Origin of the sequence: Ferruginibacter sp., from assembly GCF_049840995.1 — a bacterium.
Classification (GTDB): domain Bacteria; phylum Bacteroidota; class Bacteroidia; order Chitinophagales; family Chitinophagaceae; genus Ferruginibacter.
Window position 1 is genome coordinate 502970 of the sequence record NZ_JASGIP010000008.1, and the last position, 25473, is coordinate 528442.

Annotated in this window: 20 protein-coding genes and 1 tRNA gene; 16 read left to right on the forward strand and 5 right to left on the reverse strand. The window is 42.1% G+C overall.

Annotated features, from left to right (window positions below):
• The first annotated feature begins 29 nt into the window (after nucleotides 1–29).
• The 5 genes from QM738_RS23165 to QM738_RS23185 all read left to right on the forward strand — a co-directional run bounded on the left by QM738_RS23165 (nucleotide 30) and on the right by QM738_RS23185 (nucleotide 6705).
• Entirely contained in the window at nucleotides 30–446 is a 417-nt protein-coding gene (locus QM738_RS23165; protein ID WP_462279144.1) for a hypothetical protein, read from the forward strand.
• Nucleotides 447–453: 7 nt separating this feature from the next.
• Nucleotides 454–984 (forward strand): DUF1572 family protein, encoded by a 531-nt coding sequence (locus QM738_RS23170; RefSeq protein ID WP_462279145.1) that lies wholly within the window; start codon nucleotides 454–456, stop codon nucleotides 982–984.
• A 66-nt stretch (nucleotides 985–1050) separates the two neighbouring features.
• Nucleotides 1051–1677, forward strand: coding sequence for a porin family protein (locus tag QM738_RS23175; RefSeq protein ID WP_462279146.1), 627 nt, complete (start codon nucleotides 1051–1053; stop codon nucleotides 1675–1677).
• Nucleotides 1678–2174: 497 nt separating this feature from the next.
• Nucleotides 2175–3965: an AsmA family protein gene (locus QM738_RS23180; protein WP_462279147.1), complete on the forward strand. Its 1791-nt coding sequence runs from the start codon at nucleotides 2175–2177 to the stop codon at nucleotides 3963–3965.
• Nucleotides 3910–6705 carry a translocation/assembly module TamB domain-containing protein gene (locus QM738_RS23185; RefSeq protein ID WP_462279148.1) on the forward strand — a complete coding sequence of 932 codons (2796 nt, stop codon included), beginning with the start codon at nucleotides 3910–3912 and terminating at the stop codon, nucleotides 6703–6705. The genes QM738_RS23180 and QM738_RS23185 overlap by 56 nt, the downstream gene beginning before the upstream one ends.
• 15 nt (nucleotides 6706–6720) lie before the next feature.
• Here the strand turns inward: QM738_RS23185 and QM738_RS23190 are convergent, their stop codons facing one another.
• A complete protein-coding gene (locus tag QM738_RS23190) occupies nucleotides 6721–7923 on the reverse strand; it encodes a bifunctional 3,4-dihydroxy-2-butanone-4-phosphate synthase/GTP cyclohydrolase II (RefSeq protein WP_462279149.1) in 1203 nt (400 codons plus the stop codon).
• A gap of 283 nt (nucleotides 7924–8206) precedes the next feature.
• On the opposite strand from QM738_RS23190, the gene QM738_RS23195 reads away from it, so the two are divergent.
• Nucleotides 8207–11593, forward strand: coding sequence for a TonB-dependent receptor (locus QM738_RS23195; protein ID WP_462279150.1), 3387 nt, complete (start codon nucleotides 8207–8209; stop codon nucleotides 11591–11593).
• An 84-nt stretch (nucleotides 11594–11677) separates the two neighbouring features.
• On the opposite strand, the gene QM738_RS23200 is transcribed toward QM738_RS23195, so the two are convergent.
• Nucleotides 11678–12487, reverse strand: a complete 810-nt coding sequence (locus tag QM738_RS23200; protein WP_462279151.1) for an alpha/beta hydrolase — start codon at nucleotides 12485–12487, stop codon at nucleotides 11678–11680.
• Nucleotides 12488–12670: 183 nt separating this feature from the next.
• Here QM738_RS23200 and QM738_RS23205 point away from each other — a divergent pair, with 183 nt between their 5' ends.
• Genes QM738_RS23205 through QM738_RS23215 form a run of 3 tightly spaced genes read left to right on the forward strand, consistent with a single transcriptional unit; the run spans nucleotide 12671 to nucleotide 15398 of the window.
• Nucleotides 12671–13624, forward strand: a complete 954-nt coding sequence (locus QM738_RS23205; protein ID WP_462279152.1) for an ATP-grasp domain-containing protein — start codon at nucleotides 12671–12673, stop codon at nucleotides 13622–13624.
• A gap of 3 nt (nucleotides 13625–13627) precedes the next feature.
• Nucleotides 13628–14272 (forward strand): Uma2 family endonuclease, encoded by a 645-nt coding sequence (locus QM738_RS23210; protein WP_462279153.1) that lies wholly within the window; start codon nucleotides 13628–13630, stop codon nucleotides 14270–14272.
• A 13-nt stretch (nucleotides 14273–14285) separates the two neighbouring features.
• Entirely contained in the window at nucleotides 14286–15398 is a 1113-nt protein-coding gene (locus QM738_RS23215) for a carboxylate-amine ligase (RefSeq protein ID WP_462279154.1), read from the forward strand.
• A gap of 48 nt (nucleotides 15399–15446) precedes the next feature.
• Here QM738_RS23215 and QM738_RS23220 read toward each other — a convergent pair.
• The 3 genes from QM738_RS23220 to QM738_RS23230 form a co-directional block, all read right to left on the reverse strand.
• Nucleotides 15447–15520: transfer RNA gene (locus tag QM738_RS23220), tRNA-Arg, on the reverse strand.
• A 111-nt stretch (nucleotides 15521–15631) separates the two neighbouring features.
• A complete protein-coding gene (locus QM738_RS23225) occupies nucleotides 15632–15934 on the reverse strand; it encodes an early set domain-containing protein (RefSeq protein WP_462279155.1) in 303 nt (100 codons plus the stop codon).
• A gap of 298 nt (nucleotides 15935–16232) precedes the next feature.
• Complete coding sequence (locus tag QM738_RS23230; RefSeq protein WP_462279156.1) at nucleotides 16233–16928, reverse strand: SDR family NAD(P)-dependent oxidoreductase; 696 nt, start codon at nucleotides 16926–16928, stop codon at nucleotides 16233–16235.
• A gap of 151 nt (nucleotides 16929–17079) precedes the next feature.
• Between QM738_RS23230 and QM738_RS23235 the strand changes: the two genes are divergently transcribed.
• The 7 genes from QM738_RS23235 to QM738_RS23265 all read left to right on the forward strand — a co-directional run bounded on the left by QM738_RS23235 (nucleotide 17080) and on the right by QM738_RS23265 (nucleotide 25470).
• Nucleotides 17080–18261, forward strand: a complete 1182-nt coding sequence (locus QM738_RS23235; RefSeq protein WP_462279157.1) for a type III secretion system chaperone family protein — start codon at nucleotides 17080–17082, stop codon at nucleotides 18259–18261.
• 21 nt (nucleotides 18262–18282) lie between these two features.
• Nucleotides 18283–19359, forward strand: a complete 1077-nt coding sequence (locus QM738_RS23240) for a trypsin-like peptidase domain-containing protein (RefSeq protein WP_462279158.1) — start codon at nucleotides 18283–18285, stop codon at nucleotides 19357–19359.
• A 166-nt stretch (nucleotides 19360–19525) separates the two neighbouring features.
• Complete coding sequence (locus tag QM738_RS23245) at nucleotides 19526–20266, forward strand: hypothetical protein (RefSeq protein WP_462279159.1); 741 nt, start codon at nucleotides 19526–19528, stop codon at nucleotides 20264–20266.
• 5 nt (nucleotides 20267–20271) lie between these two features.
• Nucleotides 20272–21003 carry a hypothetical protein gene (locus QM738_RS23250; RefSeq protein WP_462279160.1) on the forward strand — a complete coding sequence of 244 codons (732 nt, stop codon included), beginning with the start codon at nucleotides 20272–20274 and terminating at the stop codon, nucleotides 21001–21003.
• Between the two features lie 145 nt (nucleotides 21004–21148).
• Nucleotides 21149–21598, forward strand: a complete 450-nt coding sequence (locus QM738_RS23255; RefSeq protein ID WP_462279161.1) for a hypothetical protein — start codon at nucleotides 21149–21151, stop codon at nucleotides 21596–21598.
• A gap of 31 nt (nucleotides 21599–21629) precedes the next feature.
• Nucleotides 21630–22292, forward strand: coding sequence for a hypothetical protein (locus tag QM738_RS23260; protein WP_462279162.1), 663 nt, complete (start codon nucleotides 21630–21632; stop codon nucleotides 22290–22292).
• Nucleotides 22293–22395: 103 nt separating this feature from the next.
• Nucleotides 22396–25470 (forward strand): sensor histidine kinase, encoded by a 3075-nt coding sequence (locus QM738_RS23265; RefSeq protein ID WP_462279163.1) that lies wholly within the window; start codon nucleotides 22396–22398, stop codon nucleotides 25468–25470.
• Nucleotides 25471–25473 lie beyond the last annotated feature (3 nt).

Consider the following 25473-nt stretch of genomic DNA (forward strand, 5'->3'; position numbering starts at 1 on the left):
TTTAAAAAAACATCTTTATAAATACATTTATGACTGAAGACCTTATCTCGAATAATTTCATTGATAATATAGAGAAGCGTATTGTAAAGAAAGTACTTTCATTATCCAGGTTTGTTTTAGCGATGGTTTTGGTTTACAACGTCCTGGATGTACTGGATTGGTACATTGCAATAAGCCGTTACCCCTGGGACCACGAATTCAAGACTTCACTGGCATTTTTTGAATTCAGGATACGCCCATTTATAGCGCTATTCCTAATAACAGTATACGTTTTTATATGGGCATTGAATATAAGAGGCAATAAACTGATGGTACTTGCTGTAGAAAATGAGGATGCAGATATTTTCAACAATGCTTACAGAATTTATTACAAAGGGTTGAAGCTATCAATAGTATCGTTGTGCATTTCTATAATAAGTATTACAATCAGACTATTTTTAAATTAAAGTGATTATGAATACCGGAACAATATTTCTTCAATCAGCTGTTAAAAGATTGGGTTACTACAAAGAACTGGGCGATAAAACACTGGCGCAACTGAATGAAGCTGATCTTCATTACCAGCCCAATGAGGCCAGCAATAGTATTGCCATCATCATTCAGCATATGGCCGGCAATATGCTGAGCCGCTGGACCGATTTTTTAACCAGCGATGGCGAAAAGGACTGGCGCAACCGCGATACAGAATTTGAAGAACAGCAACTGAGCAAAGAACAACTGCTTGCCTTTTGGGAAAAAGGATGGCGTTGTTGCCTGGATGCGATCAGTGCATTGACGGAAGATGACCTCCTTAAAACCATCTATATCCGCGGTGAGGGGCTTACTGTAGTGGATGCCATTAACCGGCAGCTGGCGCATTATCCTTATCATGTGGGACAAATAATTTTTGCCGCCAAACTAATCACGGGCAATAACTGGCACAATCTTTCCATAGCAAAAGGCCAGTCGGAGCAGTTCAATAACAACATGACCGGCAAAAAATAGATGCAACCTTATGGGCTGTATTTCCTACTCTTAGTAAAACTGTACATTTGCACTCAATTAAAACACATGAAGAAAATTATAATACTTTTTGCAGCAGTAGTTCTGATAACTGTTAAAAGCACGGCACAGGTAAAAATAGCGGCAAAAGCGGGATGGAATTTTGCCTCGGCAAAAGCCACTTACAGCAATGTAAAACAACCTACGGATTTTGTATTTGGTTATGGCATTGGGGCGCTTGCAAAAGTTCCTTTTGATGGTGTTTTAAATTTTTCTCCCTCGGTAATGCTGAATAAAAGAGGTTTTATTGTAAAACCGATCAACGGCACCAATAAAAAAGAACAATACACGATCACTTATCTCGACCTCATTCCTTCACTGAGTGTTGACTTCCCGGTAAAAGGTAATTTTTTCGTGATCAGCCTGGGGCCGGATTTTGGTTTTACCAATTTTGGCAAAATAAAGGCGACCGACAATAACAATATCACCACTTCCGAAAAACTGAAATTCGGCTACAGCAACTATGGCTGGTTCGACCTGGGACTGAATGCCAGTATCGGTTTTCATATGAAGAAAGTATTTGTGGAAGCCGGTTACCTGCACGGCCTTGCCAGCATCAACAACAACGAGGAGAATGACCAGCGCAATATCCAGAACCGGATGCTGAGCCTTAATATCGGCTATTATTTCCGGTAAGTTCAATGTTTAAACGATATTTTTCTGCATGTTTCCCACGGGGGATCGCTGTTTTTTACCCCTGAGAATGGCTTCGCTGCTTATCTAAATAATTTATAAAGTTTGGTACTGAATTTGCCTGTAACAGGCGAAACGTTATTTTTGTAATAAGAGCGAATACCCTGAGCAAAAGCCTTAACATATTAAAATGGATATCTCTCACGCTGCTGTTCTGGCTGGGGCTTATAGCCCTGTATTTTTTTTTATACGGTAATAACAAATGGCTTTTTTATATCCTGCTTTTTGCCTGGGCCATTGCCTGGGCTTTTGTTTTTAAAAAGGTAAAGCATAAGATCGGTTTTTTCCTTGCCTTCTTTTTACTGGCAGCTTCACTCTGGGGCATCATTAATTTTCCGCCGGTACAGAATTATATTGCTACCAGGGTCACCAAAGTGCTTTCAGAAAACCTGCACACTAAAGTTTCCGTACGCCATGTTGATTTTTCCCTTTTCAATAAAATGCTGATAGAGGGCGTGCTGGTGGAAGATCATAAAAAAGATACACTGCTGTATGCCGGCACTGCAAGGGTAAATATCACCGACTGGTTCTTTTTAAAGGACAAAGCCACCTTGCAATACCTGGGCTTGAAAGATCCGGTCATCAACCTGAACCGTACTGATTCTGTTTGGAATTACCAGTTCTTAATAGATTATTTCTCGTCGCCAAAAGATCCTAACAGCAAACCCAAAAAGCAATTGCAGATAGATTTTAAAACGGTGGAAATGGAAAACCTCCGTTTTGCAAAGGTGGATAAGTGGGTGGGCCAGGATATGGTAGTGAAAGTAAAAAAACTGAATGCAGAAGCAGACTCAATTGATCTTACTGCTAAAAAGATCGCGATAAAGAACATCATGCTCGACGGGCCCGTTTTTTACCAGAGCAATTATACCGGCAAGCGGCCGGCTGATTATGCTGCTGCAAAAACATCGGTGAATGTTACTACGCCATCCGCTTATAAATGGAACAATGATGGATGGGTTTTTAAAGTAAATGATCTGCAGATAAACAACGGCATGTTTCAAAATGAAAAAGAAACAGAGCGGCTGCCTTATACCGACCGGTTCGACGGGCAACACCTGCTATTTGGTTCTATCAATGCCAGCATAAAAAATATCCGTTTTGAAAAAGATACTTTGTTTGCAGCCGTTAACCTGGCCACCAAAGAAAAATGCGGCTTTGAAGTAAAAAAACTGCAGGCAGATCTTAAGTTCACGCCCGACATCATGGAGTTCAATAACCTAGACCTGGAGACCAATAAGAGCAGGTTGCGCAATTATTATTCCATGAGCTATGATGGCTTTAATGAAAGCATGAGTGATTTCATTCACAGCGTAATGCTGGAAGGCAAATTCAAGAACAGTATTGTGCACAGTGATGATATTGCTTATTTCGCTCCCGCATTAAAAAGCTGGAACCGCAGTTTTGATATTGAAGGCACGGCAAAAGGTACTATCGATAACCTGGTGGCAAAGAATATGATCATCAAAAGCGGCAACACTTCGGTGGATGGCGATATTGCTTTGAGGGGATTGCCCGATCTTACCAATACCTTTATTGATTTTAAATCCAACAGCCTCGTTACAAATTACAAAGACCTTATCGCTATTATTCCCAGTTTAAAAAATGTGACCCAACCTCAATTGCCTAAATTGGGTGATATCAGGTTCAGGGGAAATTTCACCGGCTTTATCAACGACTTTGTTACGTATGGTAATATCAATACCAACCTGGGCGATGTGATCGCTGATATCAACATGAAACTGCCGGATAACAGCCCTGCCACTTATTCGGGTAAGATATCTTCCTCCGGGTTCAACCTTGGCCAATTCCTTAACAGCAGTGCGCTGGGCAATATTGCGCTGGATGGTAATATCAAAGGCAGTGGTTTTAACCTTAAAGACCTGAATGCTGCTTTTAAGGGCAATGTGCACCGCCTGCAGTTTTCCGGTTATACCTACCAGGATATTGCTTTGGACGGCACTTTCAATAAACAGGTATTTACCGGGCATGGCACAGTGAATGATCCCAATTTAAAGATCAGTGATTTCAATGGTTCTATCAGCTTTGCCGAAAAAGAGATGGCGTTCAATTTTGATGCAGTACTGGATAGTTCCAATTTTAAAAACCTGCATTTTACCTATGATGATTTTGCGCTGAAAGGACATTTTAACCTGAACTTTACGGGTAATAACATTGACAAATTTTCTTGGTACCGCAAAAGTGTACAGTGCTACTTTGCTGCACAATAACACCAAATTATCTTTCGATTCGCTTACGCTGAATTCATTTATTGCCGATGGCAAAAAACATTTGTCCATTCTTTCCAATGAAGTGGAAGGCAGTATCACCGGCGATTTTAAAATATTGGAACTACCCGATGCTTTCAAAGTTTTCTTAAGCCGTTATTACCCGGCTTATATTCCCAAACCCAATCATGCGGTAAGCAACCAGGATTTTAGTTTTTTTATCAAGACCAAGGAAGTGGATGAATATGTACAGCTGATCGACCCGAGGCTGAAAGGCTTTAATGACGCTACTTTCAGCGGCAACCTGCGCCTGGCGCAAAACGAACTGAATGTAAAAGCCTTTATCCCCCAGTTTGAGTACGATAAAAAAGTGTTCAACTCCGTTAATTTAGAAAGCAAGGGCAACCTGGATACTTTATTCACCCGTATAACTGCCGGCGATGTGGTGCTGAACGACAGCCTGCATTTTCCCGGCACCGACCTCAGTATCCGTTCTAACAATGATGTATCGGTGATACAATTAAAAACCAGCGCCAGCAAAACGCTCAGCGAAGCAGAACTGAATGCTACCGTACAAACCCTGTCCGACGGTGTACGCATACACTTCTCCCCTTCTTCCTTTATTGTGAACGATAAAAAGTGGCAGCTGGAAAAAGACGGGGAGCTCACGATACGAAAATCGTATATTGATGCCAGTGAGGTAAAATTCGTGCAGGGCAACCAGGAGATCGTGCTTTCCACCCGACCGGCCGAGGATGGTACTGACCATACGGATGTGGTGGCGCAGCTTAAAAAAGTAAATATTGATGACTTCGCTCCTTTCTTCTTAAAAAAACCAAGGATAGAAGGCGTTATAACAGGAACCGTTACACTAAGCGACCCATTTGGCAAACAAAGGATCGATTATGAAGCAGAGGCAGAGAACCTTACGATAGACGACAAGAAGATCGGCGATACCAAGCTGAATGGCGGCGTGAATACGGCTACCGGGTTGGTAACCTTTAAAACCAAAACGGATAACCCGCTTTACAAAGTCGATATAGACGGCAGTTATAATTATAAAGATTCCACCGATAAGCAAATGAATATTGACGTGGTTTCGGAACATTTTGATATCAGCCTGCTGGACAATTACCTGGGCAGCATTTTCAGCCATATGCACGGCGATGCGGTGAGTAATTTAAAGATCAGTGGCGGGCCTAATAATAAAAATTTTACCGGTAGTGTATCCGTTACCGGTGGTTCGCTGATGGTGAACTATACCCAATGCAAATACTGGTTCGATAACGAGACCTTTATTTTAAACCCTGGTGAGCTGGATCTTGGGGAGATTGCCCTTAAAGACACTTTCAACAATGAAGGAACGGCGAGTGGTAAGGTATATTTTAAAAATATGTTCGATGAACTTTCGTTCGACAACGTGAATTTCCATACCAAACGCAATATGCTTTTGCTGAATACCACAGAAAAAGACAATTCGCAGTTTTATGGCAGGGTGCTGGGCAGTGCAACCATGTCTTTGAACGGCCCTGTTACAGATATGAAGATGAAGATCAACGGCAGCACTTCCACTACAGACTCCAGCCATATTTCCATACCCACCGGTTCGGGCAGAGAAGCCAGCGCTATTGATTATATAGATTTTGTACAGTTTGGTACCGAGATGCAGGATGGTGGCGGCAAAAAAGAATCGAGCATTACGCTGGATATGGACCTGAAAGCCAACCCCGCCTGCCGCATTGATGTGATACTGGATGATGTGACGGGTGATGTGATCCGCGGGCAAGGCAATGGTGACCTGTCGATTCATGTGGGCAGTAATGAAAAGCTGGAAATGCGGGGGCGTTACGACATCACCAAGGGTGAATACAAATTCAATTTCCAAACCTTTTTGCAAAAATATTTTACAGTTAACAGTGGTTCTTCCATTGTATGGACCGGTGATCCGTATCTGGCCAACATTAATATTGAAGCAGAATATCTTGCCAAGAACGTTGACCTGAGCAGTATTTCTTCTTCCAATAATTTTAAACAGAAAGGCGATATCAAGATCCTTGCTTCGCTTACCGGTATATTGAATAAGCCCGATATCAAATTCAGCTTTGTGATACCGGACAGGAACAATCCTTTGTACGGTGATTTCTTTGCGATGAATAAGCTGGAAGCTTTCAGGAAAGAAGAGAGTGAAATGAATAAACAGGTGGCCAGCCTTTTGCTGATCAATTCATTTATTTCCACCGGCCAGCAGAATGCTTTAACAGGCAATGTACCGTTTACATTAGCGGCCAATACCATTGGCGGTGTGGTATCCGGTTGGCTTACCGGCATCTTTAATAAAAGTCTTGATAAAGCTACGGGTGGAAAGGTCTCCACTTACCTGGACATCAACTCCAGTTTTGACCTGCAAAGCACAGCTGCTTTACTGCAAGCCAATGTAAGAACGGGTTTCCAGTTCTTATTGAACAACCGCCTGGTGATATTAATTGGAGGAAATATTGATTTCAATAACCCCTATGCGCTTATTACGAATAAGAACCTGATCAGTCCTGATATTACCATTGAGTACATGCTTACCAAGGATGGCAGGTGGAGGGCGGTAGGTTTTAACCGTACCAGCATTGTGGCTACAGATCTTACCGGCCTGCAAAGAAATAAAACAGGGTTAAAAATATCTTACCGCAGGGATTATGATAAACGCACCAAGGAGGAAAAGATCCGCCGCCGCGAAAGAAAAAATCACTGAAACCCAGTAAATGATCTAACCATTCAGTATCTCGTGTCCCAGTTTGTCTTTTTTAGTACGCAGGTATCTTTCGTTGTGCGGATTTGATTTGATTTCGATGGGCACATTTTCCACCACTTCCAGGCCATAGCCCAGCAGGCCGGCGCGTTTGCGGGGGTTGTTGCTCATCAGTTTCATTTTACTTACACCCATGTGGCGCAGTATCTGGGCGCCCACACCATAGTCCCGCTCATCCATGCCAAATCCCAGTTCCAGGTTAGCTTCCACGGTATCCCTTCCCTGCTCCTGCAGTTTATAGGCTTTTAATTTGTTCAGCAGGCCAATGCCACGGCCTTCCTGGTTCATATATAATATCAGGCCCTTACCTTCTTTTTCTATCATCTTCATGGCATGGTGCAGTTGGTCGCCGCAATCGCATCTTAAAGAGCCTAAAATATCACCCGTCATACAACTGCTGTGTACCCTTACCAGCACCGGTTCATCTTTTTGCCAGTTGCCTTTTTTTAAGGCCATGTGAATTTCGCCGGTGTTGAGCTGTTTAAAGGCCACCAGGTCAAAACTGCCGTATTTGGTGGGCAACTGCACGCTTACTTCTTCTTCTATCAGTGTTTCTGTCTTTAAACGGTATTCTATCAGGTCTTTTATCGAGATCAGCTTTAAGTCAAATTTTTTGGCAATTTCAACCAATTGGGGCAATCTTGCCATTGATCCGTCTTCGTTCATGATCTCCACCAGCACACCGGCGGGATAAAATCCGGCCAGTACCGCCATGTCTATCGTGGCTTCGGTATGCCCGGTACGGCGCAATACGCCTCCTTTTTTAGCCCTTAATGGAAAGATATGGCCCGGTCTGCCGAGGTCGTCGGGTTTGGTGGCGGGGTCAATTAATGCCTGTACGGTTTTGGCCCTGTCGTGTGCCGAAATACCCGTGGTGCAGCCATTGCCCAGCAGGTCCACGCTTACGGTAAAAGCGGTCTCATGCAGGGAAGTATTGTCCACTACCATGGGTGGCAATTGTAATTCGTCGCAGCGTTCTTCTATCAGGGGGGCGCATATCAGCCCGCGCCCGTGGGTACTCATAAAGTTGATCATTTCGGGGGTCACGCTTTCTGCTGCCCCTATAAAATCGCCTTCGTTTTCGCGGTCTTCATCATCTACTACTATGATCAGTTTTCCTTTTTTTATATCCTCAATGGCACTTTCAATACTGTCTAACATATACATTTATTTATAGTACAAAGGTAACAAGGTTTGGTGCTTTTTGTTACGCAACAATTTTTTGAAATCGGGAATATTTTAACTGTGTTGACACATTAATAAATTAGCTATTTCGATGATTTTATCGTTTAAACTTTAATAAAAGTTGCCCATTGGCTGAAATATAGTACTACAGGGCACAAGCAGCATATAACCACTTATCATTGCCCTATAATTTGTTGATAATAATTGGCTCAAATTCGCCAATTATTTAGTTTCTTTGCCACCGTAAAAACAAACTATTATGAGAATCAGAAAAATTGTACGTTTATTGACCGTACTATTAATTTTTCCAGTTGCGCTGAGTGCACAGGTTACTACCAGCAGTATTTCTGGTACAGTTAAGCAAAAAGACGGACAGCCCATTGCCGGGGCCACTATCACGGCTATTCACCAACCTTCCGGAACCAAGTATGTAACTGTTTCTAAAAAAGCAGGTACTTTCACTATTTCAGGTATGCGTTCCGGCGGTCCTTATACGCTTTCTTTCGAGTCTGTAGGTTTTACACCTCAGCAACTGACCGATATCAATCTTGCCCTGGGCGATGATTACAATGCCAACATAGCTTTGGAAAACAACAGCACAGTGCTTGAAAAAGTAGTGGTAACGGGTAGTGCCCGCAGTACCGCTAATATCAAGAACGGTGTTTCCACCAGCATTGGTCAAAGGCAGATCACTACTTTGCCTACCATCAACAGGAGTATCACTGACTTTACCCGTTTAACACCACAATCAAATGGTAACAGCATTGGCGGTCGTGATGGCAGGTACAATAACGTTACTATTGATGGTGCCAACCTGAATAACAACTTTGGTTTAAGCACCGATCCATTACCGGGCGGTGGCAGCAACCCTATCTCTATGGATGCGATCGAAGAGATCAGTGTAAACATCAGCCCATACGATGTCAGGCAATCTAACTTTACCGGTGGTAATATTGCCGCGGTAACCAAGAGCGGTACCAACGTTTTTAAAGGAACTGCTTATACTTACTATAAAGAAAAAGATTATATAGGTACAAGGGTAGGTAAATTAAGGCTTACCAATGCCGACAGCAAGACCAACATCTGGGGTGGCAGCATCGGTGGACCGATCATCAAAAACAAATTATTCTTCTTTGTTAACGGTGAATACGAAAACAACCTGATCCCTCCTGCTACTTCTTATGTACCAACAGGTGGTACAGTTGCAGGTACCAACACTTCTACTGTTTTGGCTTCTGACCTGGATAAAGTTTCTAATTATGTAAGGACCACTTACGGTTACGAAACCGGCGGTTATGTTCAGCCAAACTTTGGTAAGAGCAACTACAAACTGCTGGGACGTGTGGACTGGAACATCAGCACAAAACATAAACTGACTGTAAAATACAGCGAGTTCCAGAACACCAATGATGTTGCGGTTAACTCTTTAAGTGTTCCTAACAGTGCTACCAGCGGTACCAATACATGGACCTCTGTTGCACGTTTGGGCGCCAATGCTTATTCTTTTGCCAACTCCAACTATGGTTTTAAAGATATCGTAAGGAATTTTTCTCTTGAGGTGAACAGTAACTGGAATGGCAAATTCGCTAACCAGTTCATTGCTACCAGCACCAACATCCGCGATACACGTACTACCAACAGCGACCTGTTCCCGTTTGTTGATATCATCGGAAGCCCTACAGGCGCCAGCTACCCAACTGTAAAGAACAACTACATCAGCCTGGGTAAAGAGCCTTATTCCAACAACAACGATGTTAAGAATGACATTTACAATGCTACTGATAACTTCATGATCTATGCAGGAAGGCACACTGTTACTTTAGGTGTTGCTTACGAACAGCAGTATGTAGGTAACCAGTTCATGCCGGCTTCACAGAGCTATTATACTTATGGTTCTATCGCTGATTTCATGAACCCGACTGCTCACCCTATTGCTTTTGCACTTACTTATTCAAGGGTACCGGGCAACGACGCTCCCTACTCTGCTGAATTGAAAATTGCACAGGGAAGCGCTTATGCACAGGATGAATTCAACATCAATTCTAACCTGAGGTTGAGCTATGGCTTACGTATCGATAAACCAATTTATCCTACACAGCCTATCGAAAACCCCTCTATCACTGCATTAACTTATCCTGACAAAGACGGCAACCCTACCAATTATTCAACCGGTATGTGGCCAAAAGCTACTATGTATTTTTCACCAAGGGTAAACCTGCGTTGGGATGTTGATGGCAATAAAAAACTGATCATCCGTGGAGGTAGCGGTATCTACACCGGTAAAATTCCTTTTGTATACTTAACCAACATGCCTACCAATAGCGGTATGTACCAGGTAAGTGCTTTGGCAAGTGCAACCCAGTTGTCTCAGATCACTTTCAGCAAAGATCCAAAAGCATGGCAGTCTTTATTTACGGCTCCTGCTCCTACACCTAATACCGGTGGTTTTGTGCTGATCGATAAGAACTACAAATTCCCACAAGTGTGGAGGACCAATATCGGTTTTGAACAGAAATATGCACACGGTTTAACTTTGTCAATGGATGTTTTATACACCAAAGACCTGAATGCAACTGTACTGCGTAATGCTAATGAAATTGCACCTACCAGCACTGTAAACCTGGGTGGCTCTACAAGGCCAAGCTTTGCCAACACCACTACTTCTACCAGGAGGCTGTATAACGCTTACGCCAACACGATAGTACTGGAAAACAATAAAAAAGGTGGTGGTTTCTCTTTCACTGCCCAGGTATCTAAATCTTTCAGCAAAGGATTCTATGCTTCACTTGCTTACACTTACAGCGAAGCACTGGACGTAACTGCTAACCCTGGCTCTACTGCTGCTTCTGTATGGAGCGCTAACCCAACCAGCGGTACACAGAATACCAAAGAATTGTCTTACTCTCAATTCTCTACTCCTCACCGTATTGTTGGTATCTTCTCTTACAGGAAAGAGTACCTGAAACACCTGGCTACTACCTTCTCTGTTTTCTATGAAGGTTCACAGGCTCCGGGTGCAGCGGGTGGTTCTCAAAGGATCAGCTATGTATACGGTTCAGGTACCGGTACTACAGCTACCGGTTTACCAAGCGGCTTTGCCAACACTGCCGATGTTAACTACGATGGTAACAGCCAGGACCTGATGTACATTCCAAAAAATGCAAGCGAGATCACTTTCATTCCTTTGGTTGTTAGTACACCAGCCGGTAATGTTACTTATACTGCACAACAACAGAGCGATGCTTTCTTTGCTTTTGTTGCACAGGATAAATACCTGAGCAAACACATGGGCCAGGTTGCAGAACGTAATGGTGGTAAATATCCTTTCTACCATAAAGTGGATGTAAAGATCCTGCAGGATATTTTTGTGAACATTGGTAAACATAAAAACACTTTACAGTTCAGTGCAGATTGCACCAACTTCCTGAACCTGCTGAACCAGGATTGGGGATTGCGTGACTTCTTCCCAACCAGCACTCCTTTAAGGGCTGCTAAGAACGCTACTACAGGTGCGGTGGTTTATCAACTGGCTACTTATACGCCTAACGGAAGTTCTACTCCTATTTTGATCGACAAATCATTTATCAGGAGCACTTCTACTGCCAGCACTTGGGCTATACAGTTAGGTTTGCGTTATATCTTTTAATCAGAACTAAACTGCATACTAAAAAGGCTGCTTTCTTAACAGAAGCAGCCTTTTTTAATTATTGAATGATGTAAGTAATTTGTTTTAACCCCATCCCCATTTTAAAAAATCGGGGAATGCTTTGGCCCAGGTAGGCACATCATGTTTACCATCCTGCAGTTCCAGGTACATGATATCATTTTCCCGGTTGTAACCTTTCTCTACCAGGTCGTTTATCAATCCCTGTGCATCGTCAATGGAATCGATGATGCCGTTGCCGTTGCGGTCGGCAACCTCATCCAGCGTACCTACTTCAAAAAAGAATTTGAGCCAGGGTGCATAGTAACCTTCCTTTACCTGCCGGTGCATGATGCGGTCGGTATCTTCATTAAAATCAGGATCGTCCTGGTCTTTATCCCGCCACCACAACGAACCACTGAATACACCCACCCTTCTGAATTCCTGCGGATGATTCCACACTATATCCAGTGCGCTTAATGCCCCCAGCGAAAAGCCTGCGTAAGATTTTTCTTTAAAGGAAGGTATTGCGTATGTAGTGCGTATAAAGGGCAGCAGTTCTTCAAATACAAAACGGGTATACAAAGCGGCCTTGGCTCCCCTGCCCTTGTAATCCAGTATGCTGGCGGTTCCGTATTCATTCTTCCTATCGGCCGAACAATGTATGCCCACACAAAACAATGGACTTACAGCATCGTTGCTGTAGAGCTCATCCAGTATCTCATTAAAGTTCATGGTCACCAGGTCCTGCCCGTCATTGATCAGCAGCAGGCTTAGTTGCGAAGGGTCGGTAACTTCAAAGGGCAGGTAACAATCCACTTTAACCGTCCTTGCCAGCAACACCGATTCCAGCAAGTGATTGTCAACGGTCACTCCCACCTTTTTTTCTTTATCCATAGTTTCAAAATTAAGGAAAGAAGGTGATACAGCATACCCGCAAAAATGCAGTACTTGTTTACTTTCCGGATAAATACCCGATCCGGTTAGGGGTAAACAATATTTTTTTTATTGGATATGAAAAAATATATTTGGATACATTTGAGAAGACACATCATTTTACAATAAATAAAATTAATTGTTATGAAGAAAATCGGCATGCTGTTCGGAAAAGAAAGAAGTTTCCCCATGGCTTTTATTGAAAGAGTAAACAGCAAAAAAATTGATGGTATTATTGCAGAACCTGTTAAGATAGATAAAGTGATGCAGGGAGAACCCAGTGGCTATGCCGTTATCTTCGACAGGATAAGCCAGGATGTTCCTTTTTACAGGGCATTTTTAAAGAATGCTGCGCTTTGCGGCACTACAGTTATCAATAACCCTTTCTGGTGGAGTGCAGATGAAAAATTTTTCAATAACTGTTTGGCAACAAAGATCGGTGTGCCCGTTCCTAAAACGGTAATATTACCGAGCAGGGACCTGCCGCCTGATACCAGTAATGAATCATTCAGCAATTTAGCCTACCCGTTAGATTGGGATGGCATCTTTAAATACATTGGCTTTCCTGCATACATGAAACCATTTGCCGGCGGTGGCTGGAAGAATGTGTACCAACTGAACAGCAAGGAAGAGTTTTTTGAAAAGCATGCAGAAACAGAACAGTTAGTAATGATGCTGCAGGAAGAAATTAAATTTGACGAATATTACCGTTGTTATTGCATTGGTGGCAAGTATGTGCGCATTATGCCTTACGAACCCCGCAATCCACATCACCTTCGCTATGTGGCCAACTTTTCTCCTTCGCCTGAAAGGTATAAGCAAATGGAAGAAATAGTCTTGCGTATCTGCCATTATTTGGGTTATGATTTTAATACGGTAGAGCTTGCCTTACGGGATGGCGTACCCTATGCTATTGATTTTTGCAACCCAGCTCCTGATGCCGAGGTTACCAGCGTAGGCCAGGAAAATTTTGACTGGGTAGTAGAAACTGCTGCCAACTATGCTATTGAAAAAGCGATGGAACATAAAGACAACCTGGATAATTTAACCTGGGGTACTTATATCACCAACAGCTCGGCCAAGAAGAAGCTGTTTTAAAGTATGAAAAAGTATTTAACACAATTGAATGATGATGATCTAACAGAGAACCTGGTTGAAGAACCAGAGAGCCTGTACGGGTTTACGTATGCCGATTACGTGACCTGGAATTTTAAAGAACGGATAGAACTGATACGGGGCAAGATTTTTAAGATGAGCCCTGCACCTACTATTCTTCATCAAACAATTTCTGTTAATATTGAAAAAAAGATCAGCCGGTTTTTAGATGGGCATCCCTGCAAAATGTTTCATGCGCCTATTGATGTAAAATTAGCCGGCAGGCCTTTCAGGAAGAAAAAAATAATGGATAACGAGGTTTTCACCGTTGTGCAGCCTGATATCATTGTAGTGTGTGATGAAGATAAACTGAAAGATGCCCGCAGCGTGGATGGCGCTCCCGAACTGGTAATTGAAATATTAAGCCCCGGCAATACCAGGGTGGAAACAAAGTATAAGTTTGACCTGTACGAAGAGAATGGCGTACTGGAATACTGGGTGGTATATCCTGAATTCAGGCATATTTATGTGTATGTTTTAAATGATAATGGTAAATATGGCCGGCCAGCTATTTACGAGGTCAATGAAAATATCTGTTCTTCTGTTTTAGAAGGATTGAGCATACCGGTGAATGAAATTTTTAAACTCTAACTAAAGTCACAACATGGCAAACCTTTCGTACAAACATTTTACATTAGGCGTTGAAGAAGAATACATGGTGATCGATCCGGCATCGAGAGAATTAAAAAGCCACCAGCAAAGGATCGTGCAGGAAGGACAAAAAGTGATCAAGGACAAGGTAAAGGCCGAAATGCACCAGGCCGTGGTGGAAGTTGGTACCGATATTTGCCAGGATGTGGATGAGGCTTTTATGGATGTAAGCACCCTGCGCAAAACCATCAGCGCCATTGCCGGCGAACTGGGCTTGTGGATCGGCGCTTCGGGCACACACCCTTTCAGCCATTGGGAAAGCCAATTGATCACTGAACATGCCCGCTATAACGAAATTGTAAATGAACTGCAGGAAGCTGCCCGCAGCAACCTCATTTTCGGTTTGCATGTGCATGTAGGTATGGAAACAAGGGAAATGGCCATTCATATTGCCAACAGCGCCCGTTATTTTTTACCGCATATTTATGCCCTCAGCACCAACTCCCCTTTCTGGGAAGGCAGGCTTACGGGTTATAAATCTTTCCGCACCAAGGTTTTTGATAAATTTCCCCGTACCGGCATACCTGATTTTTTTGAGAGCATTGAGGCCTACGATAATTACGTGAAGCTGTTGATCAAGACCAACTGTATTGATAATGCCAAAAAAATATGGTGGGACCTGCGGGTGCACCCCTTCTTCAACACCGTTGAGTTCAGGGTTTGCGATATCCCGATGACTGTGCAGGAAACTATTTCGATCGCGGCTTTGTTCCAGGCTATTTGCGCCAAATTGTACAAGCTGCGCAGCCAGAACCTGAACTTTATGATGTACAGCAGGGCCCTGCTGAATGAAAATAAATGGCGGGCCAGCCGCTACGGCATTGATGGCAGCCTGATAGATTTTGGTAAGGAAAGTGAGGTGAATACCAGGGTGTTATTGTACGAACTGCTTGATTTTATTGATGATGTGGTGCCGCACCTGGGCAGCCGCCACGCCGTAAATAATGTGCATAAAATGATGGAACAGGGCACTGGGGCCGACCGACAGCTAAAAGTATTTGAAGAAAGCAAGAACCTCGTAAACGTGGTGGATTATATTCATGACAGCTTCCTTTCGGGACTGTAACCCCTTAAAAAAGTAAAAGAGATCATCGGTGGATGATCTCTTTTTTTGTGACCGCGTTAGGATTCAAACCTAAAACCTTCTGATCCGTAGTCAGATGCTCTATTCAGTTGAGCTACGCAGCCTTGGTAATTCGGGCTGCAAATATAGCCAGATTATCGTTTCTGTCCAAACATTTATTGATCTTCACTGTAGTAGAGGCAAAAACTACCCTGATCGTTCAAATTCTTTGCTCATTAATTTTCTATCAGCAACAGGCTGTTAAAGCCATTCAGCCCATCCGGCTGGCGGTGGGGATTATCCACATCTTCCATCCACACTTTATCATCTACAAAAAATTTATACTGGTAAGTGCCTTTGGGCAGCATGGGAATAGTGATCTTCCATACGCCATTTTTTTTGTGCTCCATTTGCAGGGCATCGTGCGCCCAATGATTAAATGTACCCGCCAGTGAAATATGCGATGCACAGGTATTCTGAATGTAAAATTCAATGGCTTTTTTTCTTTTGTTGATGAAAGGCGATGCATGTTGTTTCATAGAAAAAAATTTTAGCGTTATAAATTATTTTCACGGATGTTCTATCCGCAAAATGATTTTACTTTTTTTATTGGAACGATACCAATGTTTGCTGATGCCAGGTATTTTATTACTTCAATATCCTGTACGCTATAGCAATTTTACCAGCGCTGCAAATGAAACAGGTGAATACAAGAATAGTAAGAGAGGGTGCATTTACATTGCCAGTGCTACGCCACTTTGGAAAAGTTACGTCATTTTTTTCATATCTCCAGCAGGCGCTGCTGCTTTAACATTTGCTGTGCATATCTTTCCGGCATCAGGCCTTGTTGTATAATTTGATAACAGGCTCTCTCAGCGTTGCTGCTTCGGGGCTGCAGTAAAAAGATATTACAGAGGCAATGTCTTCCGGTTTTACCCAGGCATCGTGGTTGGCATCGGGCATTGATTGACGGTTTTGAGGTGTATCGATGGTGCTGGGCACTATTACGCTCGTTACCACATCGGTACCTTTTGCTTCGGCATTCATCAATTCTGCCAGTCTGAAAATGAGTGATTTACCGAGGCTGTAAGCCACCATTCCTTTTCCGTTGGCTGTGCTCAGGCCCGGCTTGGAACCGATCAAAAATATGCGCCCTGTTGTTTGCTGCAGCATTTGTACAAATACAGGACGGGCCACATTATAAGCTGTTTCAAAATTCAGTTTGTATTGTTTCTGAATATCAGCAGTTTTTGTTGCTGCAACTGTGCCCATTGCAAAACCACCGACCGTAAGTACAGCTGCCTCAATGCCTTTGTATTTGGTAATTACATTCTGAATAAATTTTTCCGCATCATCTTCATTCATCAGGTCTACCACCACTTTCTCCAGTTTTTCATCGTCGATATCAAAAGGGGCTTTATCATTGGGAACAATGGTACCCACCACGTTATACCCTTCTGCAAGAAATTTTTTAACCACTGCCTGTCCCATATTGCCCGATGCGCCGGTTACGATCACTGTTTTGTTTGCCATATCAATTTATTTTTCTGTTCTGTCAAATTTATGAAAATCAGTTTAAACCTTACCGCGACCGTATAAACAATGAAATGCACCGCATACTGATTTAATTTCTTTCTGCGCATAAGAATATTTATTTTAGTACACTCAAAACTCCACCAGGCTTATGGCAGACAAACCCTTTTCATACGTACCCAGCCAGCAACTGCGCAAGGATCTTAGTTTTGGCCGCTTTAACTGGAGTAAAGCAGAAGATCAATACAAAGAAGGAAAATACCTGGAAGCGCTTTGCAGTACCATCAGTTATATTGATACCGCGATCGGTGAACAGTTTGCCAAAGATCCGCAAACGGGAGTAAAAGTGCTGCATGGCTCCATGCAGATGCATATTGCTGTTAATAACGGGCAGTTACAGGTGCTGGCGCCTTTTGTAGATATTACAAATGCACAAAAAATGGTGATACTGCGCAAAAGCTGCGAGATCAATTTTAATGTTCTATCCATTGCAAGGATTGAATGCAGGGAAGATGATCTTTGTTTTATTTTCAGTTGCCCCGTAGAAGCCTGTGAACCCTGGAAGATCTATGATATATTAAGAGAGATATGCTGGACAGCAGATAAATATGATGATGATTTTGTTACGCTGCATAAAGCGAGCTGGTTATGCAAGCCTGAAGTAATTCCTTTTAATGAAAGCCGGCTGCAGCAAAGCTGGCTGGGCTTTAAACAATATTTGCAGGAAGGAAAAGAATGGGCCGCTTACTGGAAACAGCAAGGCTATTCGTACGTGGTATGGGATGTGGTGTATGTTACGCTGCTGAAGATCGATCATCTTTGTGCACCACAGGGTTCGCTGAAAAATTTGATGGAAGCTAATATTGATAAGCTGTTCGAGAAAAAAGATATACTGGACCTGGCGAATGATGGCATTGCTTTTTTAAATACGCTGGATAATCTGCCACAGGAAAATTTTGTTTCGCAGTTGTATGATATCTCCACTTTTATTCCGGCCAAGATCACCGGCTCAGCCGCCAATGTTCAAACTGCGCTGAAGCAATATCTTACCGATGCATATAACCATCTTACCAAGAACGAGATCATCAGTGCTTACCTGTGGTTACAAAAAGCAGCGTTCCGTATGCTTTATAATTACCGGTTCAATGAAACACAATGGAAACATATTGAATCGATCCTTACCGGGCTCAACAACCTTCCCCTGACTGATGCCACTAATAAATTGTACGATGCACTCAACGAATTCTATACTAATCCGCGTGACCAGGTTACCGCTCCTGCCCCGGATAAAAAAGAAGAAAAGAAAGGTTTGTTTGCAGGCTGGTTCAGCTGATCATTTTTAAAAAACCATGGGATGGAAAACACGCTTTTAGCCGCTATAAAAAATGCTGTTCATAAAGTTTACACTTCTGATGGAACAGGCACTGCTTTTTATTTAAAAGACAAAGATTGTTTTGCCACCAATTATCATGTGGTGGAAGGCTTTCATGAAGTGGCGCTAGAGAATCAATCGAAGTACCGCTACAATGCAAAAGTGATATTGGTTGATCCTGCCAATGATATTGCCATTTTAAGATGCAACGATACGGCTAAGACATCGGCCATCCCCATTAATATTTCATTGAGCATTGAAGAAGCGCAGAAGGTTACAGTGCTGGGTTTCCCTTACGGGCCATTCAGCGTTACAGAAGGCATCATTTCCAATAATGCACGTATTCTCAACAACAAAATGTTTGTGCAAACAGATGCGGCCATTAATCCCGGCAACAGCGGCGGCCCTATTGTAAACAGTGCGGGGGAACTGATCGCTATTGCTTCTTCCAAACTTACAGAAGCAGACAGTACAGGTTTTGGTATTCCTTATAAAGTGCTGGTGAGTGTGCTGGATAAATTAACCGGCGATCAGCAGCAATTCAGTGTGAGCTGTAGTTCGTGCGGTAATCTTTCCATCGAAGATGCTTCTTATTGCAACCACTGTGGCGCAACAATCAGTACTAATTATTTTAAGACCAAGGAACCGGAACGTTTTGCTCCTTTGATTGAAAAAGCCATTTTACAATCGGGCACCGATCCTGTACTGGCAAGAGTAGGCAGGTTGTACTGGGAGTTTCACCAGGGCAGTTCACTTATCAGGATATTTTCTTACAAAGACAATTATGTATATGCCACTTCGCCGCTTAACAGCCTTGGCGGCAATAAGCTGGAAGCACTTTACCGCTATCTTGCTTCCAATGCGGCTGCGCCTTATCGCTATGGCATTTACCAGAATGATATTTTTCTCTCCTACCGTTTTGCCTTGGCAGATCTTTATGGTCCTTTGCAGGAGAACGTGATCAACGAGTTGAGTGAATTTATCAACAGGGCTGATGCTGCTGATAATTATATTGAAGAGAATTTTGGTTGCCCTAAAACAGTTTTTTCAAGAAGTTAAGCCGGTAGCCGCCGAATAATAAAATTTTGTACCGGCTTTTCCCTTATTTGCAAACGCCAGTTATAGGCTTATTTCCACCACCCTTCTCATCAAAGCCGCCACAACAGCCTTTCTCCCACCGGGCCTGTGTTTTGAAAATACATTTGCATGCAATAAAAGCATTCAAATGAAAAGTTTTCTCTTATCCGGTTTCGTAAGTGCATTGATCTGCATTTTTATTTTCAGCGTTTTTGAAAAAAAATTCCGCAGCTTTATTAACAATGTACCCGACAAATTTCTCATCGTTGTAATAGCTGTTTTATTCGCTGCATACCTGCTGTCTTTGTTCTGGGGCATCATGGGTATCATGAAGGAGCAACGCCTGCTGAATTTTTTAGGCATCGGCATGAGCCTGGCGGGCATCAGTGTTTTCGTTATGGGCTATATGGTCAATGCCGGTAAGGGGAAAGCATCTCCAGGACAATTTGATTATTCTATAAATACGATTGAAGTACAGCAGCAAACTGCTTTACGGGAATTACTGCAGCAGACCAATACAAAACCACAGAATGTAAAATTTGTGAATTATTGGGAAATGAATAAAAATCCCGATTCATTTGTGGTATGTGTACAAAAGGGAAACATTATTGCTTTACAGGTAAAGAATAAAAGACTGGCGGATGTAAGAACGATCTCTGAATTTTCGCACCTGAACTGGTTGATATTGGACAATTGTAATCTTACTAGTATTGCTGAACTTAAATTGCCTTTGCTGGAACGCCTGGCTGTTAATAATAACCAACTTTCAAACCTGGCCGGCCTGGAAAACGAACCCAATATTACCTGGTTAAATTTTCAAAACAATCCTGTTACAGATTCCAGCGCTTTAAAAAATCTTACTAAAAAAGACCTGTTTATTCTCAACTGATCATTATGAATGACCTTACAATACGGATCAGCTGCCTTACGGTGCTTTATTTTTTAATATTCGGCAGTGTGTTTTTATTTGGAGAAAAATGGTTTCCCAAACGTGCTTTAAGTTTAACCCTTTGTGGTTTTATCGTATCCATTGCCATATCATTTTACAGTGGTGCTTTAGGTGGAATAACCGCCTTTGTACTGGCATTTATTTTTATCTTCTTCCTGCGTCGACCCAATGGCACCAGGGCTATGCGGCAGTTCTATGCAGATCATGCCATTTATGCTTCAACGATAGTTCCACAGGCAGCGCTGGATGTTTTAGGAGATAAGAAATGGCGCTATGCCGAAGGGAGTTTGCAGGTAAACAGCAATGAAAAAACAAAATACCTCTTCTGGCGGGGGTATACCAGTTCGATGGTGAGCACCGGTCAATATACCCGCAGCACTACATTCACACATTATCTTGCTTTTATTTTTTTGCCCGGCACTGCAAACGAAGCTTTTAAACAACGGGCCATTGCAGCTGCCGATAAATCCGGTTATAGTTTCAGGGAAAGGATACGATTTTTTTTCAGGTTGGATATGGACAAGCCCTGCCTTGTTAAAACTGCTGCAGACGGCAGTTTCATCATCCAGTATTATACGGAACCTTATGCAGAACAATACAGCAAACAGCTGGCGTGGATAAAAGAAAATTACAGCGGATCGCATTTCACCAGCAATCATTTTATCTCTGCCAATTAAAAAAATGCCCCTGCACCGGTTTTACCAGAAATACCGCCGGAAGTAGCTTTAAGGCCACCATTGCTGTATCGCCGGAAAAAAGCCCTGTTCACCAGGCTAATTTTACACTGTAAACAATCAATATTAAAAATAAAAACTAATAACAATGACAACTTCAGAAATGGTAAAGGTTTATGTAAATCAATTATGTGCTGAAATTGGATGCACACCGGAAAGTATTTACAACCAGCAATCCAATGCATGGTTTTTTACAAGAGGCTCTGCTTCTATTGAAGTATTCTTATCTTCTTACGAAACTGCTACCAAGACCATCCGCACTTTTATCAGGTGTTTTGCACCGGTTTGCGCCATCCCTGCAAACGATCCCAAAAAGATACAACTGTTTGAAGAATCGTTGCAGAACAATGCCAGCTTTATGGGCGTTAAATTAGGCACCTTACCTGAAAAAGGTTTTATGTATGCCATTGCTGAAAGAGATATTGATGGTATGGATTACACAGAATTTAAAACACTGATCAGCGACCTTGGTTACTGGGCAGATGTTATTGACGACCTGCTGCACCAGCGCTTTGGTTCAACAGCTGCATTAAATTAAAAGCGATCGCTTATTACTTAAATATTTCATTATGTTACTCAATATTTTTTTCGACAACATGAATTCCACCCTGGAACTCGTACTCATCGGCGCTTTCATCTTTGCGGTGTACTGGTTTGTGCTGCGCAGGTATAATACACTTGGTTTAAGGATGCTATTCCTGTGCGTATTGTTATTTGCGGGCTGTTGTACCTGGTTGTATAAAGATGAAAAAGATCTTGCGCATACCATCAGTAAAGGAGAAGAACATGTGGCTACCATACTATCCAAATCTGTTAGCGGGAAAAATAAAGATAACACAGTGGAAATATCTTTTACCGCAAAAGACGGCCGTTTGATCAACATTGCTACCAGTAAATATGTATCGCAACAGGAATGGGAAAAATTTGAGGTGGGCAAGCCATTATCAATATTATATGTGCCGGACAGCCAGCAAACTTATGTGCAACAGAGTATCATGCGTTTTAAATCCGACAAGATATACCTGTATTTCTTTGCAGGATTCTGGGTGGTATTAGGCATTGTGCTATACCTGTGGTTGCGTAAATACAAAGTGGGTGTTGATGAGCGGGGTAATGAATGGCTGGAGCGGGAAGACGGAACTGTTTTCTTTGATGAAAGAAGATCATCGGCCATGCGGATAGCTAAACACGGCAATATCGTTTCCAAATTATTACAAACTTTTGGGAAATAGACTATTGTATATCTCGAGTTTTCAACTGAGTTGCCAACCGTAAGGTTGGCAAACTTAGTTTGCCGGTCAGCGTATTTTTTTTACATTGTGTAAGCGTCTTAATATGAGAACCTTTTCCTTATTACTTCTTTTATTTACCGGTCAATTTGTATCTGCACAGTTGTTCAATAACATCAGCAGTTTTACCACGCAGGATGGGCTGAGCAATAATACCGTGACCTGCCTGCAGAAAGACAGTGCAGGTTTTTTATGGATCGGCACACATGAAGGGCTCAACCGGTATGACGGCACACAATTCATCAATGTATTGAGCAATGAAAAGAACAATCTTCCTTCCAATAATATTACCAGGATTTGTTTTATCAATAAAAATCTGGCAGTGGTTGGTACCGATGCCGGTTTATGTTTATTGAATACTGCCACACTTACGGGCACCAGGATCGAATTGCCCGTGGTGCAGAAATTTGCCATTACCGGTTATTTTATACCAGATATTTTATACCAGAAAAAAACAGGCGAATTGTGGGTGACCACCTGGCACGGCATTTTTGTTTTAAACAGCGCCGGAAAAATAATACGCAAAATAATGTCGGATGAAGCCCGTTTACCCGATGGTTTTTTTGGTAAATTCCTTTTCCGGGATATGCATGATGATGTTTATTTTTATTCGCAGCAAAGCAAAGGTTTCTTTTACCCGGATTTCGCTGCACAAACAATCATTCCCGTTGAAAAAAAATGGCCCGGCTTTACATTCAACGAGCTGTTAAAGAATAATTATTCGCTGATGGATGCAGATATGCTGGATCATGAAGCTACTTTTATTTTTTCGAAAAAAACGGGACCAAGCGACGAGGATTATGTGTGTTATTACAATACAACCACCGGCCGTAGTTTTTCCAATAAGTTAGCGATCGATTTTCTTGCAGATAAAAGAATAGCCAAAGCTTTTCCTTTGAGCGATTCGATATTTATACTCAATTCTTATTTCGGCGAGCCATTATTATACAACAGCAACAATAACAGTGTAAAAAAAGCCGCTGATCATCCACTCTGGTTCACTTCATGGCCGGATGGCCTGGGTGCATTCCTTCTTAAAGACGAGCTTAATATATGGATCGGCACTTCAAAAGACCTGCTGCAATCTTCTTTAAGAACCAATTTATTCAAAACTGATGCAACGCTTACCAATGCATTAAAAGATAAGAAAAGCCTGGTATCTTATAACTATGCTACGTATCGTAACAACAAACTTTTTTTAGCCTGCATGGGCGCCGGGCTTTTTGCTTTCGATACAGTGCATCACACTGTTGAATCTTATTTAGATAATCCACCTGCAGCTTTTACAAGAAAACTGATCAGCAATGGCATTTTTGATGCCGGAAGGTCGATATGGTTGTTCTCTGTATACGGGCCTGCTCAGGTTGACCCCGGCACAAAAAAGATCAGTAACATTGAAGGGATCAATAAAGAATCCAATTTTGACAATGCTGCTTCTTACCCTTTTAAAGACAGCAAAGGCAATATATGGACGACTTTACCAAGTGGTGTAAGCAGGTATAATATTGCAACAGGTTCGTTCACCAATTTTAAATCTAAATATGAAGGAGGTATATTTCCTTTATTAAGAGCGGGACCAAAAGCCGAAGACACCAAAGGAAATATATGGATGACGAGGCAGGACAGCCTTATAAAATATGATGCAGCAACACAAAGTTTTTCAAATGTTACGTTGATAAAGAGGGATGGAAAACCTTTACGTCCTATTAATGGTATTGCAAGTGATGGCGCTGACGTTTTGTACATCAATGCCGGGGGGTATTTTGCCCTGTATACCATATCAACCGGTAAGGTGGAAACATTCACCAAACAGACCGGTATCATCTCTACCGTTATTAATGAACTGGTAAGTGACAAGCAAGGTAATGCGTGGTTAGCGACCGAAGGCGGACTTGTTTTTTATAATAAAGAACGAAAAAAATTCTCTTCTTTTACAAAGGCTGATGGTTTGCCCGACGATAATATTGTAAGTATCAATTTTGCAGATGATGCCGGCAAAATTTTGTTCCTGGGTTTTTCAAAAAGCTACTGTTTGTTTGAGCCACAAAATTTTCTTCAGAAAAAAATGCTGCCGCAAAATGTGATCACGGGTGTGGAAGTGGATGGTGTATCTTTTTCGCCCGGCATACAACAAACATTTGCCTACGAGCAAAACAACATTTCATTTTCTTACACCGGCATTAATTACAACCAGGGGCAGCAAAATAATTATGCTGTAATGCTGGAAGGATTTGACCAGGATTGGAAATACCCCGGTACGGAAAGAAAAGTAAATTATATTCACCTGCCGCCGGGCAAATACGTTTTTAAAATAAAAAGCGCTAACCACCAGGGTGAGTGGAATGAACAGCCTGCAACGTTTACTTTTGAAATAAAACCTCCCTTCTGGCAACGCTGGTGGTTTGTTTTGCTTATTGCGCTAATTGTACTGTTCAGTATTTTCTACCTGATCAGGAGAAGAGAAATACTGCTGCAAAAAGAAAACAAGATAAAATTACAGATGAGTGAATTGCGCATGCAGGCGTTAAGGGCGCAAATGAATCCTCATTTTATTTTTAACAGCCTGAACAGTATCCAGAATTATATCCTCAGCAATAATACCATTGACGCTGCAGGTTATTTATCCAAATTTGCCAAGCTGATGCGGCGTATACTAGATCAATCGAAACATAATTTTTTACCACTCGGTGAAGCAATAGAAACTTTAAAATTATATGTAGAGATCGAAGCCTTCCGTTTTAATAATGAATTCAGTTATGCTTTTGATATTGAAGATGACGACGATCTGCTGAATACCAATATCCCGCCAATGCTGTTACAACCCTTTGTTGAGAATGCTATTTTACATGGATTGATGCCGAAACAGGGTGACAAAAAATTATTGATCAGTTGCAAACTGATAGGAAAAACTGTGCAGATCATTATTGATGATAATGGTATTGGCCGTACCCAGCTCAATGCAAAAGCCGGCCATACTTCGCAGGGAGAAAAACTCACCGCAGGCATGCTGGAAAGCCTGCAGCACTTACAGAACACGAAAGCTTCGATAGAAATAATTGACAAAAAAGAAAATGATTCACCCACCGGCACTACAGTAAAATTGTTATTGCCTTTAAACTGATCG

Coding starts and splice junctions, on each gene's coding strand:
- QM738_RS23265 (WP_462279163.1), top strand. CDS start 22,396: ATGAGAACCTTTTCCTTATTACTTCTTTTATTTACCGGTCAATTTGTA.
- QM738_RS23175 (WP_462279146.1), top strand. CDS start 1,051: ATGAAGAAAATTATAATACTTTTTGCAGCAGTAGTTCTGATAACTGTT.
- QM738_RS23205 (WP_462279152.1), top strand. CDS start 12,671: ATGAAGAAAATCGGCATGCTGTTCGGAAAAGAAAGAAGTTTCCCCATG.
- QM738_RS23250 (WP_462279160.1), top strand. CDS start 20,272: ATGAATGACCTTACAATACGGATCAGCTGCCTTACGGTGCTTTATTTT.
- QM738_RS23235 (WP_462279157.1), top strand. CDS start 17,080: ATGGCAGACAAACCCTTTTCATACGTACCCAGCCAGCAACTGCGCAAG.
- QM738_RS23180 (WP_462279147.1), top strand. CDS start 2,175: ATGCTGATAGAGGGCGTGCTGGTGGAAGATCATAAAAAAGATACACTG.
- QM738_RS23255 (WP_462279161.1), top strand. CDS start 21,149: ATGACAACTTCAGAAATGGTAAAGGTTTATGTAAATCAATTATGTGCT.
- QM738_RS23200 (WP_462279151.1), bottom strand. CDS start 12,487: ATGGATAAAGAAAAAAAGGTGGGAGTGACCGTTGACAATCACTTGCTG.
- QM738_RS23195 (WP_462279150.1), top strand. CDS start 8,207: ATGAGAATCAGAAAAATTGTACGTTTATTGACCGTACTATTAATTTTT.
- QM738_RS23215 (WP_462279154.1), top strand. CDS start 14,286: ATGGCAAACCTTTCGTACAAACATTTTACATTAGGCGTTGAAGAAGAA.
- QM738_RS23230 (WP_462279156.1), bottom strand. CDS start 16,928: ATGGCAAACAAAACAGTGATCGTAACCGGCGCATCGGGCAATATGGGA.
- QM738_RS23260 (WP_462279162.1), top strand. CDS start 21,630: ATGTTACTCAATATTTTTTTCGACAACATGAATTCCACCCTGGAACTC.
- QM738_RS23190 (WP_462279149.1), bottom strand. CDS start 7,923: ATGTTAGACAGTATTGAAAGTGCCATTGAGGATATAAAAAAAGGAAAA.
- QM738_RS23170 (WP_462279145.1), top strand. CDS start 454: ATGAATACCGGAACAATATTTCTTCAATCAGCTGTTAAAAGATTGGGT.
- QM738_RS23245 (WP_462279159.1), top strand. CDS start 19,526: ATGAAAAGTTTTCTCTTATCCGGTTTCGTAAGTGCATTGATCTGCATT.
- QM738_RS23165 (WP_462279144.1), top strand. CDS start 30: ATGACTGAAGACCTTATCTCGAATAATTTCATTGATAATATAGAGAAG.
- QM738_RS23225 (WP_462279155.1), bottom strand. CDS start 15,934: ATGAAACAACATGCATCGCCTTTCATCAACAAAAGAAAAAAAGCCATT.
- QM738_RS23210 (WP_462279153.1), top strand. CDS start 13,628: ATGAAAAAGTATTTAACACAATTGAATGATGATGATCTAACAGAGAAC.
- QM738_RS23240 (WP_462279158.1), top strand. CDS start 18,283: ATGGAAAACACGCTTTTAGCCGCTATAAAAAATGCTGTTCATAAAGTT.